A 15,834-nucleotide genomic window follows, 5' to 3' on the forward strand; every position below is an offset into this window, starting at 1 on the left:
TAATTTTTAATTACTAGATTTACTCCTTTTATTTTTAATATAATTATTTAATGATATAAAATCTAATACATACAAAATAAATTGCTTAAGTATTTTTACTTAAATAAGATTTAGCATATTCTATATCTTGATATATAAATCTATGTTTTATGTTAGCACTTTTAAAGTTACATATTTTAAATACTAACTGTATAAAATGTCCAAGACAAAATGCTGTTATTAAAGTTCCTATACCTACTGGTTCACCTAATAAGTAGCCAAGTATTAAAGCACTAATTTCCATAGTTCCTCTTACTACCTTTATAGGCTTTTTAGTTATCTTTTGAAAAGCGATCATCATACCATCTCTGGGTCCACTGCCAAGTCCACTTCCTAAATATAAAACCATTCCAAACCCCATAAGAGTCATTCCTATTATAAGCATTACTATGCCAAATACTAAATTATTAGAAACTGGTATTAGGCCACTAAACAATATGATATCTAAAAATATTCCTATAAATATCATATTTAATACAGTTCCCCAACCAATTTTTTCACCTAGTATGACATCTATTATAACTAATATAAGCCCTACTGCTATTGTAGCAGTTCCGATTGTTATTCCTATTTTATTAGCTATACCTTGGTGAAGTACATCCCATGGTGATAGTCCTAGTTTAGCATTTACCATAAATGCTATACCCATAGCACAAAACCATAATCCTAAAAATAATCTAATAAGTTTTTTTAATATTGTACTCAAATTTCTTCCTCCCTAATATATGTAATACAAATTGATTAAATCAAAACTATTTATTATTAATACTTTAATCTTCTCACCTCGTTACATTTATTAATTGAAACTATTATAATATAAATTCAGTTATTTATATATACTAATACACTAGTTTTTATATTTAATATAATATTTATATACTTTACTATTAATAAAATTTCACTTTATTGTATGCTAATATATATTTAAATTTATATATTTAAATTTTAATATATTAAATACCAGTTAAATCAATGCTTTATCTATATTTTTTATAATAATTGGTCGAATTTTGTAGATTGATATATAACATTTAAATGTTAAATCTAAGTTAAATAAAAAAAAAGTGTTGTCAATATATAATAATGGGAATATAATGACTATATAAATAAATAAGTCTCCCTGAGGGGGAGTAGCTTTCACACTTTGTGATAATCAATCGTCATGTCGGATAATATCCCGGTTGATTAGCAAGTACATAACTTGTTAGCAAGACCTTCAGAATAAATTTACGTTTAATAATTTATTCATGAGGTCTTTTTTATTTGCCAAAAAAAGCAAATGGAGGTATGTTAATGTTTTACAAAAAAAATATTGAAAAAGTCTTAAATGAGCTAGATTCTAGCTTACAAGGTCTTACACAGGAGGAGTTTGACAAGAAGCTCTCTAAGCATGGCTATAATGAACTAAAAGAAAAGGAAAAAACTTCTGTTTTTAAATTGTTTTTAGAAACATTTAAAGATCCATTAGTTATTATTCTTTTAGTAGCAGCTCTAGTTCAAATATTCTTAGGTGAAGCAATTGAATCAGTTATAATATTTGCAGTTTTAATACTAAACTCTATATTATCAGTTGTTCAAACCCAAAAAGCTGAAGGTTCACTTGATAGTTTAAAAAAATTATCAGTTCCTACTGCTAAAGTTATAAGAAATGGCATAAAGATTACTGTAGATTCAAGAGAACTAGTTCCTGGAGATGTAGTTATCCTAGAGGCCGGCGACTACGTCCCAGCAGATGGTAGAGTTATAGAATCTCAAAGCCTTAAGGTTGTTGAGGGAATGTTAACTGGTGAAAGTGAACCTGTACTAAAACATGAAAATATGATAGAAGAAGAAGTTGCCCTTGGCGATCAAAAAAATATGGTATTTAGTGGCTCAATGGTAGTATATGGTAGAGGTGTTTATGTTGTTACATCTACAGCTATGAATACTGAAATGGGTAAGATAGCACATATGCTAGATAATGCAGGAAATAAGCAAACACCACTTCAGGTTAAATTAGATGAATTTGGTAAAAAACTTGGAATTGGTATAGTAGGTTTAGCAGCTCTTATATTTGCTATTCAGCTTTTAAGAAATGCAAGTGTTATTGATTCATTTATGTTCTCAGTTGCCATTGCAGTTGCTGCAATACCAGAAGCATTATCTTCTATAGTTACTATAGTTTTAGCAGTTGGAACTAACACTATGGCTAAAAAACAAGCTATAATAAGAAAACTTCCAGCAGTTGAAACGCTAGGTTCTACAAGTGTCATATGCACTGATAAAACTGGTACTTTAACTCAAAACAAAATGACTGTTGTAGATACTTATATGTATGGTTCTACTTCTAAAGTACTTGCTGATAATGTTGATGGTGAGATTGCTTTAACTAATAATATTTCACTTAATGAGTCTTCTTTAATACTTTGCGCAAGTCTTTGTAACGATTCAGATATAACTAGCGAAGGTGTTGAAATTGGTGACCCAACAGAAATAGCACTTATGAACTATGCTAATAAAAATGAATTTGACTACAAATCTATAAGAGAAAAATACGAAAGAGTTGGAGAATTACCTTTTGATAGTGATAGAAAATTAATGTCTACTATTAATAAAATAGATGGTGACTTAGTAATGTTTACTAAAGGTGCCCCTGATATTGTGTTTAGTAGATGTAATTATTCACTTGAAGATGGAGAGGTAGTTTCTATAACTGATGAAATAATAGAAGATTATAAGAAAAAAAATGAAGAGTTTTCAAATAAAGCTCTTAGAGTTTTAGCTTTTGCAACTAAGAAAGTTAATGATACTAATTTAGATATAAGTGATGAAAATAATCTTACTTTAATAGGTCTTACTGCAATGATAGACCCTCCTAGAGAAGAAGTTTATGATGCAGTTAAAAATGCTAAAAATTCTGGTATAAAAACTGTTATGATAACAGGAGACCATAAAACTACTGCTGCTGCCATTGCTAAAGATATTGGCATAATGGAGGCTGATGATATAGCTTTAACTGGTAAAGAGCTTGATTTATTAAGTGATAAAGAGTTAGATGAAAAATTAGAACATATATCAGTTTATGCTAGAGTTTCACCAGAAAATAAAATAAGAATAGTAAAAGCATGGCAAAGAAAAGGTAAAGTATGTGCTATGACTGGTGATGGCGTTAATGATGCTCCTGCACTTAAGCAAGCAGATATAGGTATAGGTATGGGTAGTGGTACTGAAGTTGCTAAAGATGCATCTGCTATGGTGTTAGTTGATGATAACTTTGCTAGTATCGTAAATGCTGTTGAAGTTGGTAGAACAGTTTATACTAACATAAAAAAATCTATAACTTATTTATTTTCAGGTAATCTAGGTGGAATAATAGCTATACTATTTTCTGTATTTGCTAACTTACCTAATCCATTTACAACTATACAATTACTATTTATAAACTTAGTTACAGATTCCCTACCAGCAATTGCTCTTGGACTTGAACAGCCTGAAAAGTCTGTTATGAAAAATCCTCCAAGAGATATTAATGAAAAAATATTATCAAAAGATACTTTAAAATCTGTATTAACTAGAGGTTCTATTATTGGTCTAGTTACTATAATAGCTCAATATATTGGTCTTAAAACTTCACCTGAAATGGGAGTAGCTATGGCCTTCTCAACTTTAACATTATCTAGAATAATACAGACTTTTGCATCAAGATCAAACACTGAAACTATATTTAAGATCGGATTTAAATCTAATAAATATGCATTAGGTGCTGTTGTTACTTGCTTAGGTATGTTTTCACTTACACTACTTCCATTTATGAGAGATATTTTCTCAATACCAAATAATTACAACTTTACAAGCTTTATAACTTGTTTAGTATTAGCAATTATTAGTACATTGCTAATGGAAGGAACTAAATTTATAACGAAAAAATAGCTTACTATATCTTGCTTAATAAACAACTACCCTTTTTGTCTATAAGTCTATCTATTGTATAGTTAAGCAAGATGTTTTAAATAAATTATTTGTCTAAGGTTTATAACCTTAGACAAACTTATATTATATACTACATATATAGTATCTAACAAATCTCATTAATTAAAATAATGTATTAAATTTAAAATGTTTAGGAGGAAAAAATGAGTAATTTAGATTCAGACCCCGGGAACTTGATCCCACAATTAGTTTTAATAGTAATACTTACAAGTATTAATGCATTCTTTGCTTCAGCAGAAATGGCTATAGTTTCTGTTAACAAATCAAAAATCAAATCTTTAAGCGATGAAGGTAATAAAAAAGCAATCTTACTTCAAAGGCTTATAGCAGAACCTAGTAACTTCTTATCTACTATACAAATTGGTATAACACTAGCTGGTTTTTTCTCAAGTGCATCTGCTGCTACTGGGTTATCTAGCTATTTAGAGACAGTATTAATTCCATTAAACCTTCCATATACTAGTGAAATATCTATGATAAGTATAACTTTATTATTATCATACTTTACACTAGTTTTTGGTGAATTAGTACCTAAGAGAATAGCTCTTAAAAAAGCTGAAAGTATAGCACTATTTTCTGTAAAGCCAGTTTATCTTATATCTATAATCGCTAAACCCTTTATAAAAATACTTTCTATGTCCACTTCTCTAGTTTTAAAGTTAACTAAAAATAATGACGTTGATATAGAAGAAAAAATATCTGAAGAAGAATTAAGGTCACTTATAATACAATCTCAAGAAGATGGCTGTATAGAATATGATGAAAAGCAAATGATATATAAAGTATTTGACTTTAATGATAAGTTGGCTAAAGAAATAATGACTCCAAGAAGTGATACTTTTTTAATAGATATAGATGATGATATAAATACTATATTAGATGAAATATGTGATCTTAATTATTCAAGGATACCAGTTTTCAAAGATGATATAGATAATATAGTAGGTGTATTGTATATTAAAGATCTATTTAATGAAGCCAGAAAAGTAGGATTTGAAAATGTTAAATTAGAAAACCTTCTTCATGAACCTTATTTTGTTCCAGAAATTAAAAGAACTAATGAACTATTTAAGGTTTTAAAAGAAAAAAAAATACATCTTTCTTTATTATTTGATGAGTATGGAGGCTTTAGTGGAATAGTTACATTAGAAGACTTAATAGAAGAAATTGTCGGTGATATAGAAGATGAATATGATTTAGAAGAAAAACCTATAAAAAAAATTGATGATAATAATTATATAGTCAAAGGTTCTCTATCTATAAATGATTTTAATGAAGAATTTGAACTTGATTTAGATGAAGGAGATTATGATACTTTAAATGGTTATTTAATAACTAATTTAGATGAAATTCCTGATGAAAATACAGAGCTTTTAATAAATGATATTAAGTTTACTATTCTAAAAGTTGAAAATAGAAGAATTCAAGATATTAAAATTCATTTTGATAATATATTTCATGAGGTTGATAATTAAAATTTCTATATAAAAGTGAGCTATCTTTATATAAAGATAGCTCATTTTATGTTATAAAATATGATTTTAAAATCCGTAGTTTTCATTTATATAGTTAAGCATTTGATCACCTAATGTCACATAATAGTATATAGTGTATAAATAATCAGAAAAAACTAATTTGCTTGATTCTGGATCATCTTTTAAAAGTCCATCTATCAATATTAATTGATCTCGTAAAAGTGCTTGATATACAGATGATAGTATTTGCAGTTGATCTGCAACAAATATATCTGGCTGAGAATCTTTATATATACTTTTATGTCTTTCTAGATTATTAGATACCCCTTGTAATTGATTCATATATGATGTTATTTGTGGTTTTAGTATCCCACTTTTTTCCTTTATACTTTGAGTATTTATATCTATAGTTCTCATATTGTCTCTTATCATTTTGATTTCTCTAAATATATTAGCAAGAGCTTCCTTGTCTTGCAGGTCTTGTACTACTACAGGCACTGTGCTTATTTTATTTTCAATAGCATATATTTTGTTTGTAAAAATACCTAAACAAAGTAGTATACTAGCTATAGTTAATATTACTTTAGTGGGCTTATTTTTCATTAAAATTCTCCTTTTACTAAGTTGTTGTATATTTATATTATCTACAGTACAACTATTATTATTCTTTGTATAATTAAAAATACATTGCTATTTTATATAATTTTTTTAATCAAATCATTTATAAAAATAAAAAAAACTATAGTTATCACTATAGTTTTTTATTTCCATTTTTCTAATACTTCTATCATAAATTTAGCTACATCTATCTTATATATTTCTTTTAAATTGTCTCCTTTAAATACATCTCTTGACTTTCCATATGCTACTATTTCTCCATTGTTAACTAAACATACATCATCACTAAAAAAATGTACTAAATTTAAGTCATGAAGTACTCCAATTACTATTTTATTTTTTTCTTTAGCCCAAGTAGATAGATGCTTTAGTAACTCTATTTGATACTTTAAATCTAAGTGGTTAGTTGGTTCATCAAGAAGTATTACATCTGGATCCTGAGCAAATGTTCTAGCTAAAAATACCCTTTGAAGCTGACCTCCTGATAATTCAGTAATAGGCTTATCTTTAATGTCTAATAATCCTACTTTATCTATTGAATCTAATATTAACTCTTTATCTTTTTTATTTAAAGAGTTAAATATACCACTAGAGTGTGCATATCTTCCAAGTGAAACTGTTTCATATATACTATATGGAAAGTATATTTGACTTATTTGGCTCATAAGGGCTATTTTAGTAGCTAATTGTTTTCTACTTAAAGTATTTACTTCATCATTGTCTATTTTTATGCTGCCTCTATAATCTATAATATTTGCAATGGACTTTAGTAATGTACTTTTACCACATCCATTTGGACCTACTATACATAAATTTTTACCCTTTTCTACTTTAAAACTTACATTTTTTATTATATCTACATTATCATAACTACAAAAAAGATTTTTAACTTCTAACATATTATGACCTCTTACCTTTACTAAAATATACATAAGCAAAAAATGGCGCACCAATTATAGCCGTCACAGCACCTACTGGTAGTTCTGCTGGTGTTACTACAGTTCTTGCTATTAAGTCTGTTATTACCATTAAGCTCCCACCAAATACAAATGACATTGGTATTACGTAAGAGTGCTTAGAACCAAATATACGTCTAACTATATGAGGTGCTATCAAGTCTACAAATCCTATAGTCCCACTTAATGCTACCGCACTTCCTGTAAGTATTGCTGAAAATATAAATAGTCTTTTTTTCACTTTAGTAGTATTTACTCCGACAGCTTTAGCTTGTTCTTCACCAAAAGTTAATATATCCATTTCTTTTGTATATATTAAAATACCAACTATACCTATTACACAAAATGGTATTATAGCTTTAACTGCTGAGAATCCTTTCATAGCAAAACTTCCCATTTGCCATAGACTTATACTTTTTAAATCTTCACTAAATAACGCCGTTATAGTTGTTAAAAGCGCATTTACAAATAAAGAAAATACCATACCCGCAAGTATTATGGTGTTATTTGACATTGTTTTATCTATTTTAGAGGAAAATACTATAACTCCATATACTGTAAAAAGCCCAAATAAAAAACCTATTAAAGGTAGAGTTAAATTTCCTAAAAAAGGTATGTTTACCCCAAGTATTATAACTAGACCTGCACCTAGTGATGCACCTGATGATACTCCTAGGGTATATGGAGATGCTAGTTCATTTTTTAAAATAGATTGGACTACTGATCCACTTACAGCAAGTGAACCACCAACTAAAAATGCTAGTAATACTCTTGGTACTCTAAGGGCCCATATTATAGATACATCTTTAGGATTTATATTATCTCCTAGTGATAGATTAAATAATTTGTAAAAAAGTATCTGTGCAGTGTCTATTATATTAATATTGGAACTTCCAATAGAAGTTCCAATACAAAATATTATAAATACTATTGGGATAGAAAGTAATGCCCACTTTCTAGTTGTTGTATACATTTGGATATATTGCCTTTGCCATCTCATTTAGGGCTTTTATTATATGTTGAGATGGACGAGATGATGAATTTGTATCTATTTGATAAACTTGATTATTTTTTACTGCATTTATATTTTCCCAACCTTCACGACCTTTTATTTCATCAGTTGGATTTTCTATGTAATTAACATTAGTTAATATAACATCTGGATTTTTATCTATTATAGTTTCTGCACTTGGTGATATCCAAGCATTTTCATCTTTAAGTATATTTTCAGCTCCTATTAATTCTATCATTTCATTTAAGAATGTCGAGTTACCAAAGCTATAAAGATTTGGAGCTGGTCCTATTTCAAAATAAACTTTTTTCTTATTTTTTATATCTTTACCTTTTTTAGCTATATCCTCAATTTGAGATTTCGTATTTTCTACTATTTTCTTGCCTTTTTCCTTAGTGTTAGTTACTTCAGATATAAAAGTTATATCGTCATATATCCCTTGTATACTATTACTACTTGGTATGTAAGCTACACTTATTCCAGATTCTTCAACTATCTTAAATGGATCTTCAGTTGAACCAGTTTTATTATGCCCTGATGCTACTATTATGTCAGGCTCTAATCCTATTATTTTTTCTGCATCTGGCTTGGAAAAATCTATTAATTCTACATTATCTGGTATACCAGCGACATCTGCTGAATACTTATCTACTGCTACTAGCTTATCAGCAAGTCCAAGTTCTACTAATACTTCAGTATTAGATGGTGCTGTTGATATTATTCTATCTATTTTATTTGGTACTTTAATCTCTCTGCCTTCTCTGTCTTTTATAACCACTTCTTTACTTGAACATCCAACTACTGTAAGCATTACCAAGGTTACAGCCATTATTATACTTAATACTTTCTTTTTCATATTTTACTCCTTATTTTTAAATTTTCCTTATAAGTTTTTTATTCTATGTCGTTGTCTTTATTTAATTCAACATAGAAGCATCCTGAAGGGGTATTTACAAATTTAAATTTTAACTCATCTACTTCATTGTTTTGTCTTTCATGTCTATGCATTAATCTAATTAATTTTTAGTTATTATTAAATGACATATCCTTGAACTTACTCCTCCTTTCTTTTAAATATTTATAGTTTTATAGATACAAATTATCATTTTACTAAGGATTATGTAATCTTTAATCTTAGTTTATCATTATATCGTGTCAAAATGTGTCATTTTAATGTCAAATGAAGTACATTTATACTTTATTATTTTTAAACATATCTTATTATTTAAGTTATATAAAGATAAGAATATTTTGATTTAACACTTATTTCTATATTTAACTGCAGTGTTATTAGCTGAAATGATATTTATATAAATTAAATACAAAAAGCACACTCTTAGAGTATGCTAAATTATTCAAATTAATTATATACCCTACCCTCAGAAGGCAATAGATTAAAAAGTACTGGCAGGTATCCCGGCTCAACTTCTTCCTACTTTCTTGCCTTCCCGAATTATCAGTGGCTTTTTAAGATTTCGTCAGTTTTACGGTTACTGGGGTAGCTTAGAATTTTCATCTAATTCCCTATTAAGTCTACTTGACACCAAGCACTTTATATTTATTAAATTTTATACATTCAAGTATTATATACTTTAATTTAATTATATCAAAACCTTTATTTATAATCTACTTTAAATATTTTATCTATAAATTAATATATTTATTTTAATATCTTTTTAAGTAATTTTAATTTGCCCTTATAAGGTGCATATCTAACTGGTATATCTATTAAATTTGACTTTTTAAGTATACTCTTTTTATGTGTAAAAGTATCAAAGCTGTTCTTACCATGATAAGATCCCATTCCACTAGTTCCTCTACCTCCAAATGGAAGATTTGAAGTGGCTAGATGGATTATAGTATCATTTATACACCCTCCTCCAAAAGCTATATTATTTGTTATGTATTTTTCAATATCTTTATTTTTAGTAAATAAATATAGTGCTAGTGGATTTGGATGTTTTTTTACTATTTCTATTATATCTTTATAATCTTTATAAGTTATTATAGGAAGTAGTGGTCCAAATATTTCTTCATCCATTATAGGATAAGTATGGTCTATATTATCTATAATGGTCGGTGCTATTTTTAATTTAGATTTATCTATATTTCCACCTATAATTACATCTGTGTTTTTCATAAGATTATTTAATCTATCAAAGTGTGTTTTATTTATTATTTTAGGATAGTCCACACTTTCAATAGGATTATTTCCATAAAACTTTATTATATATTTTTTCATATTATCTATTAAATCTTTTTTAATATCTTTGTGCACTATAATATAATCAGGTGCTACACAGGTTTGACCCGCATTTAAAAATTTCCCCCATACTATTCTTTTAGCACTTAGGTCTACATTTGCTGACTTTTCTACTATACAAGGGCTTTTACCTCCTAGTTCAAGGGTTACTGGTGTTAAATATTTAGATGCTTTATTCATTACTATCTTTCCTACATTTACACTACCTGTAAAGAATATATAATCAAATCTTTCTTCTAATATCTGTTGATTAACTCCTATTCCACCTTCTATTACGTTTATATATCCTCTTTCAAAGTACTTATTTATAATATCAACTATTACCTTAGAAGTATGAACTGAAAACTCCGATGGCTTAAGTATTGAGCAATTTCCACCAGCTATAGCACCTATAAGCGGAGATATAGTTAATTGGAAGGGATAATTCCAAGGCGCCATTATAAGTACTACTCCATAAGGTTCACTTACTATATAACTTTTAGCAGGAAATTGAGTTATAGGAGTTGATACTTTCTTATTTTTGCTCCAACTTTTTAAATGTTTTATAGCGTAGTTTATCTCCTCTAATACTATACCAATTTCTGTTTCATATCCTTCAAAATGTGATTTTCCTAAATCTTTATAAAGTGCATTAAGTATAGCCTCTTCATTTTCTACTATAGCTTTTTTAAGAGTTTTTAATTTATCTAATCTAAAGTTTATATCTTTAGTCTTATTGCTTTCAAAGTATAACCTTTGATTATTTAATATATCTTTTATCAATCTCTCATCTCTTTTCTGTGAATTTACATATATTGTATTATTATAATTATATATTATTTATTGTATATTGAGGAGGTTGTTATGGTCTATTTATTATTTTTTTTTATGACTTTATCTTTAATAAGCCTTATTTATTTTACATATAAACCTTTTAAAAATTTAAGGCCTATTTTAAAAACTGTAACTAGCTTATTATTTATAGGAATATGTATAAATGGATATAGTTCTAGTAATAATTTTACTTATTTTATACTTATACTTATGGGGCTTATATTTTCACTATTTGGAGATATATTTCTTATATTTGAGAATGGAAGTAAAAACTCTATGGGTAATGCTTTTATTCATGGTCTTTTAAGCTTTAGTATAACTCATATATTCTTTTCCTTATGTTTTGTATCTATTACTTCTTTAACTGTTTATGATATTTTATTTACTGCTATACTTTCCATAGGTTCTTTATCTATACTAAAGTCTATTAAAAACTTTGATTTTAAAGGAGTATTTAGATATATAGCCTTTTATGCTGTACTTATTAGCTTTATGTTTATAAAATCAATATCTTTATATTTAGTAGGATTTAATAATTTTGGAGTATTTTTAGTTATAATTGGAGCATTATTATTTATAGTTTCTGATTTAATATTGTCTTTTGTATATTTTTATAGAGATTGTCCAAAATTTATGGCAGGTCTTAATCTTTTAGTTTATTACATTGCACAATGTTGTATAGCATTAAGTGTTTCATACATGTAAAAATACCCCTATGTCTTAAGTTTTGACGTATGGGTTATTTTATTAAATTTTATATTTTAGCTTTTTTATATAATAGTAAATAAATAATTGAAACTATCATTGAAACTAATAATAGACTTAAAAATAACCAAGACTTATTAAAATTATATACATGTGCAGATAACATTGGCCCAAGTGCATATCCAAAAGATTCAGATGCTCCAACTATACCAAATACGCTACCCTTTATTTTAGGATTTTCCCCAAACTCTGATAAAAGACTTTGAAGTGAAGCATTTAAAAAAGTTGCTCCAAGAAAATATACTATTATTATAGTGGTAAATATAGATATGCTTCTTGTAAAGGATAATCCAAGTAAGGTTATATTAATAACACAAAAAAATAAAAATAATTGTCTTTTATTTCCTATCTTATCACTTACCCACCATGCAATAGGTGCTCCTAACCCAAATTCAAATAAGTATATTGATATAATTGATGAAGTGTACGATGTAGTAGCTCCCAGCACTTCCTGTCCATAAAAATGGAATAAAGCAACTACACATCCATATATATAGTCTCCTAAAAATGCAATAGCGCATAACATAATTATTTTATATTTTAAACTATATCTTTTAATTTCTTCTTTTATAGCTTTCTTTTTGCTACTACACTTAGAATGATCCAATTTGCCTTTTTCTATCTTAAATATTACATATATAAGTGTAAGCAATATCCCTCCTGAAGATAAATAAAATACAATATCATAACTACCAGTATTTGATAAAATGTATCCAGCAATAGCAGCACCTATTCCTCCACCGAATGTAAAAACTGCTGCTGCTAATCCTGTACTTTCTCCTCTTCTAGTTACTTCTACGGATCTTGATAATATAGAATAAGTAGCAGGTGCTAACATACCAAGTACTGCTCCTTGTATTATGTATAAGCTTTCTGCTATTATATGCTTATTTGTTATGGTATAACAAAATGGAACAAAGGTCATTAGTATCAAAGCAAATACTAAAGTTTTTTATCTCCTATATAATCAGATACTCTCCCAAATAGAATCTGTGCTAGTGTTTTGCTTACTCCATATAAAGACATTATAGTACCAATCATAACTGTAGTTATTCCAATTGAATCAAGGAAAAGTGGTATTATAGGAATCATAAAGCTATAACTTATTCCAAATATAAATCTATAAGTACAAAATTGTCTAAGTTCTAGCTTTTGAAAGAGAACATTGTTTTTTATACTCATATCTACCTCCTAAGTATGAGCAGATTGTTTTTGTAAAGTTTCTGTCCACTTTAGTATATTCAAGTAATCTTAATATTATTATTTAACATTCAAAGCATATACGTTTTATTTAATTAATAATATACAACTGTAAGATATAAAATGAGGAGCAATCATTTTGATAGCTCCTCGTTTTATATAAATTTAAAATTCGTAAATTTTAAGCTATATTCTGTCTTTAAATATATTATATATACCTTAATTCAAGTTTATATGAATATGATTTTTTCCTTCTCCGTATCTTTTTAAAGGTTTTACAGTAGGTCCTTCTAATACATTTCCTTTATAATCATATCTAGAAGCATGGCATGGGCAGTCCCAAGTTTTTTCTGCTGAATTAAATCTAAGTTCGCAACCTAGATGAGTACAAGTTATATCAACTATATAAAGTTCATCATTAAGATGTCTATAAGCCCCATATCTTTTTCCATCAATAGTTACAATCTGCCCTTCTCCTTTTTCTATATATAATTCTTCTTTTCCTATATTAAATTTCCCTTTTATATACTCTATTGTCATATTTAAATTTTCTTTATAAAAATCTGTTGTTAAATAGCTACTTTTTCTAGATGGATTAAATAGATTTTCATATATAGATTCTTTTTTAGCTATAAGATCACTTATTATTATTGCTGATAAAGTTCCATTACTCATTCCCCACTTAGAAAATCCTGTAGCTACATATACATTGTCTTGTTTTTTGTTTATATAACCTATATAAGGTAGGTAGTCATAACTCATATAATCTTGAGCTGACCATTGATATTTAAATTCTTTAATTTTAAATTTATCTTTTGCATAATTTTTTAGTTTTTCATACATTTCTTCTTCATTTTTACACTGACCAACTTTATGATCTCCACCACCAAATATTAATAGTTTTCTGTTACCTTCATTATAAGTTCTAAATGTTATCCCTTGTTCCTCAACTCCTAAAAACATTCCTGGGATTATGTCTTTTTCTAGTTTGCCAGCTATTAAATAAGACCTTCCTCCCTTTTCTTTTGCAAAGTAAAGGTTTTTACCATCATACCAAGGCATATGTGATGCTATTACAACTATATCTGCAAAAATTTTATTATTTTTGTTGGTTCTTAATTCACAAACTTCTCCTTTATTAAAGTCAACTATAGGTGTATTTTCATAAACTTTAACCCCTAAGTTTATACATTCTTTTAGTAATCCATCTATATACTTTTTAGGATTAAATTGACATTGATTTTTAAAACTAATAGCTCCCTTCACATCTACTGGTAAATCTAAACTTTTATGGTACTCGCAATCAATCCCTATTTTTTTACAAATCTCATATTCCTCTTTTAATTCTTCTAAGTAATTTTCATTTTGTGCAAGTATATATGAGTCTTCTCTTTTTAAATTACAGTCTATATTGTGTTCTTTTGTTATTTTTTCAATTAAATTAAGTGCCTGATTATTACCTTCATAGTATAATTTAGCATCTTCTATTCCGTACTTTTGGTTTAGCTTTGAATATATTATTCCATGTTGTGAAGTTATCTTTCCAGTATTTCTCCCAGAACCTCCATAACCTATTTTATTAGCATCAACAATAGTAGATTTTAAACCATTTTTAGCTAATAAATAAGCTGTTGTAACTCCTACTATTCCTCCACCAACTATTAAAATATTTGTTTTTATATTTTTTTCTAAGTTACCTAACTCACTATGCTTAGAGCTTAAAATCCAATAAGATTCATTCATTTCATTTCTCCTTAATTTAATTTGTCCATGATATAGTATATTTCCCATTAAAATACATAATTATTATAAATATTGAGCTTAAATATACAAATAAACCATTATAAATACATAAACAAAAAGCTATCTTAATTTGTAAGATAGCTTTTTGTTATTTTTAATTAATCTTATTTATAAAGTTAATTAATTCTTATTATTTGCATATTAACTGAATTTGGTATTGTTTTTATATTTCTGTTAGAAAAATTATATAAGTCAAGCTCCTCTTCACAATTTCCAGTAGTATATATAGCTCCATTACTAATTGAATTTTTAATACCTTCTTCACAGTATGCTAGTGACCCTTTGATTAAAGCTTCATTTACTCTAAGTCCAACTATATAAGTATTATACGAATTTCCTGTTACTGTATACTTAATATAATATGTGGCATTTGGAGATAAAACTACAGTCATGCCATCATTTTTAACACTTATATCTGTACCATTTATAAAACTAGAATTAAATACAAATCTTGATGTTGGGCTAATACTTACTGATTCTGACTGAACTAGATAAGCATTATTTTGAACTGTTGAATTTCCTTTTTCTCCTCTTGGTCCCTGTGGTCCAATCTTACCTTGAAGCCCTTGTTCTCCTTTTTCTCCTCTTGGCCCTTGTGGCCCTGTTTTACCTTCAAGTCCTGGTTCTCCCTTTTCTCCTCTTGGCCCTTGTGGCCCTATCTTACCTTGAAGCCCTTGTTCTCCTCTTGGCCCCTGTGGTCCTACCTTCCCTTCAGGTCCTTGCTCCCCTTTTTCTCCTCTTGGTCCCTGTGGTCCTATCTTACCTTCAGGTCCTTGCTCTCCTTTCTCTCCTCTTGGTCCCTGTGGCCCTATCTTACCTTGAAGCCCTTGTTCTCCTTTTGGTCCCTGTGGTCCTACCTTCCCTTCAGGTCCTTGCTCCCCTTTTTCTCCTCTTGGTCCCTGTGGTCCTATCTTACCTTCA

General features: G+C 27.9%; 10 protein-coding genes, 1 pseudogene and 1 riboswitch. Of the genes and pseudogenes, 3 read left to right on the forward strand and 8 right to left on the reverse strand.

Annotated elements, in window-relative coordinates; all coding sequences use genetic code 11:
- Positions 1-85 precede the first annotated feature (85 nt).
- Positions 86-745 (reverse strand): hypothetical protein, encoded by a 660-nt coding sequence (locus tag ABHC41_RS08815; protein WP_242977290.1) that lies wholly within the window; start codon positions 743-745, stop codon positions 86-88.
- A 587-nt stretch (positions 746-1,332) separates the two neighbouring features.
- Between ABHC41_RS08815 and ABHC41_RS08820 the strand changes: the two genes are divergently transcribed.
- Together ABHC41_RS08820 and ABHC41_RS08825 are read left to right on the forward strand one after the other, a co-directional pair.
- A complete protein-coding gene (locus ABHC41_RS08820) occupies positions 1,333-3,948 on the forward strand; it encodes a cation-translocating P-type ATPase (protein WP_092925744.1) in 2,616 nt (871 codons plus the stop codon).
- Positions 3,949-4,151: 203 nt separating this feature from the next.
- A complete protein-coding gene (locus ABHC41_RS08825; RefSeq protein WP_166505462.1) occupies positions 4,152-5,483 on the forward strand; it encodes a hemolysin family protein in 1,332 nt (443 codons plus the stop codon).
- Between the two features lie 66 nt (positions 5,484-5,549).
- On the opposite strand, the gene ABHC41_RS08830 is transcribed toward ABHC41_RS08825, so the two are convergent.
- The 5 genes from ABHC41_RS08830 to ABHC41_RS08850 all read right to left on the reverse strand — a co-directional run bounded on the left by ABHC41_RS08830 (position 5,550) and on the right by ABHC41_RS08850 (position 11,127).
- Positions 5,550-6,086 (reverse strand): hypothetical protein, encoded by a 537-nt coding sequence (locus ABHC41_RS08830; RefSeq protein WP_195237775.1) that lies wholly within the window; start codon positions 6,084-6,086, stop codon positions 5,550-5,552.
- 158 nt (positions 6,087-6,244) lie between these two features.
- Positions 6,245-7,000, reverse strand: coding sequence for an ABC transporter ATP-binding protein (locus ABHC41_RS08835; protein WP_092925738.1), 756 nt, complete (start codon positions 6,998-7,000; stop codon positions 6,245-6,247).
- A gap of 1 nt (position 7,001) precedes the next feature.
- Positions 7,002-8,030 (reverse strand): iron ABC transporter permease, encoded by a 1,029-nt coding sequence (locus ABHC41_RS08840; protein WP_092925736.1) that lies wholly within the window; start codon positions 8,028-8,030, stop codon positions 7,002-7,004.
- Entirely contained in the window at positions 8,014-8,925 is a 912-nt protein-coding gene (locus ABHC41_RS08845) for an ABC transporter substrate-binding protein (RefSeq protein WP_092925734.1), read from the reverse strand. The genes ABHC41_RS08840 and ABHC41_RS08845 overlap by 17 nt, the downstream gene beginning before the upstream one ends.
- A 532-nt stretch (positions 8,926-9,457) precedes the next feature.
- Positions 9,458-9,632, reverse strand: a riboswitch (cobalamin riboswitch).
- A 97-nt stretch (positions 9,633-9,729) separates the two neighbouring features.
- Positions 9,730-11,127, reverse strand: coding sequence for an aldehyde dehydrogenase (locus ABHC41_RS08850; RefSeq protein WP_271893139.1), 1,398 nt, complete (start codon positions 11,125-11,127; stop codon positions 9,730-9,732).
- 48 nt (positions 11,128-11,175) lie between these two features.
- Here ABHC41_RS08850 and ABHC41_RS08855 point away from each other — a divergent pair, with 48 nt between their 5' ends.
- Positions 11,176-11,850: a lysoplasmalogenase gene (locus ABHC41_RS08855; RefSeq protein ID WP_166505463.1), complete on the forward strand. Its 675-nt coding sequence runs from the start codon at positions 11,176-11,178 to the stop codon at positions 11,848-11,850.
- Between the two features lie 49 nt (positions 11,851-11,899).
- On the opposite strand, the pseudogene ABHC41_RS08860 reads toward ABHC41_RS08855, so the two are convergent.
- Together ABHC41_RS08860 and ABHC41_RS08865 are read right to left on the reverse strand one after the other, a co-directional pair.
- Positions 11,900-13,092, reverse strand: a pseudogene (locus tag ABHC41_RS08860) (MFS transporter).
- A 237-nt stretch (positions 13,093-13,329) separates the two neighbouring features.
- Positions 13,330-14,853, reverse strand: a complete 1,524-nt coding sequence (locus ABHC41_RS08865; protein ID WP_166505464.1) for an FAD-dependent oxidoreductase — start codon at positions 14,851-14,853, stop codon at positions 13,330-13,332.
- Positions 14,854-15,834 lie beyond the last annotated feature (981 nt).

It is taken from the genome of Romboutsia sp. 1001216sp1 (assembly GCF_039841805.1).
Classification (GTDB): domain Bacteria; phylum Bacillota; class Clostridia; order Peptostreptococcales; family Peptostreptococcaceae; genus Romboutsia_C; species Romboutsia_C hominis.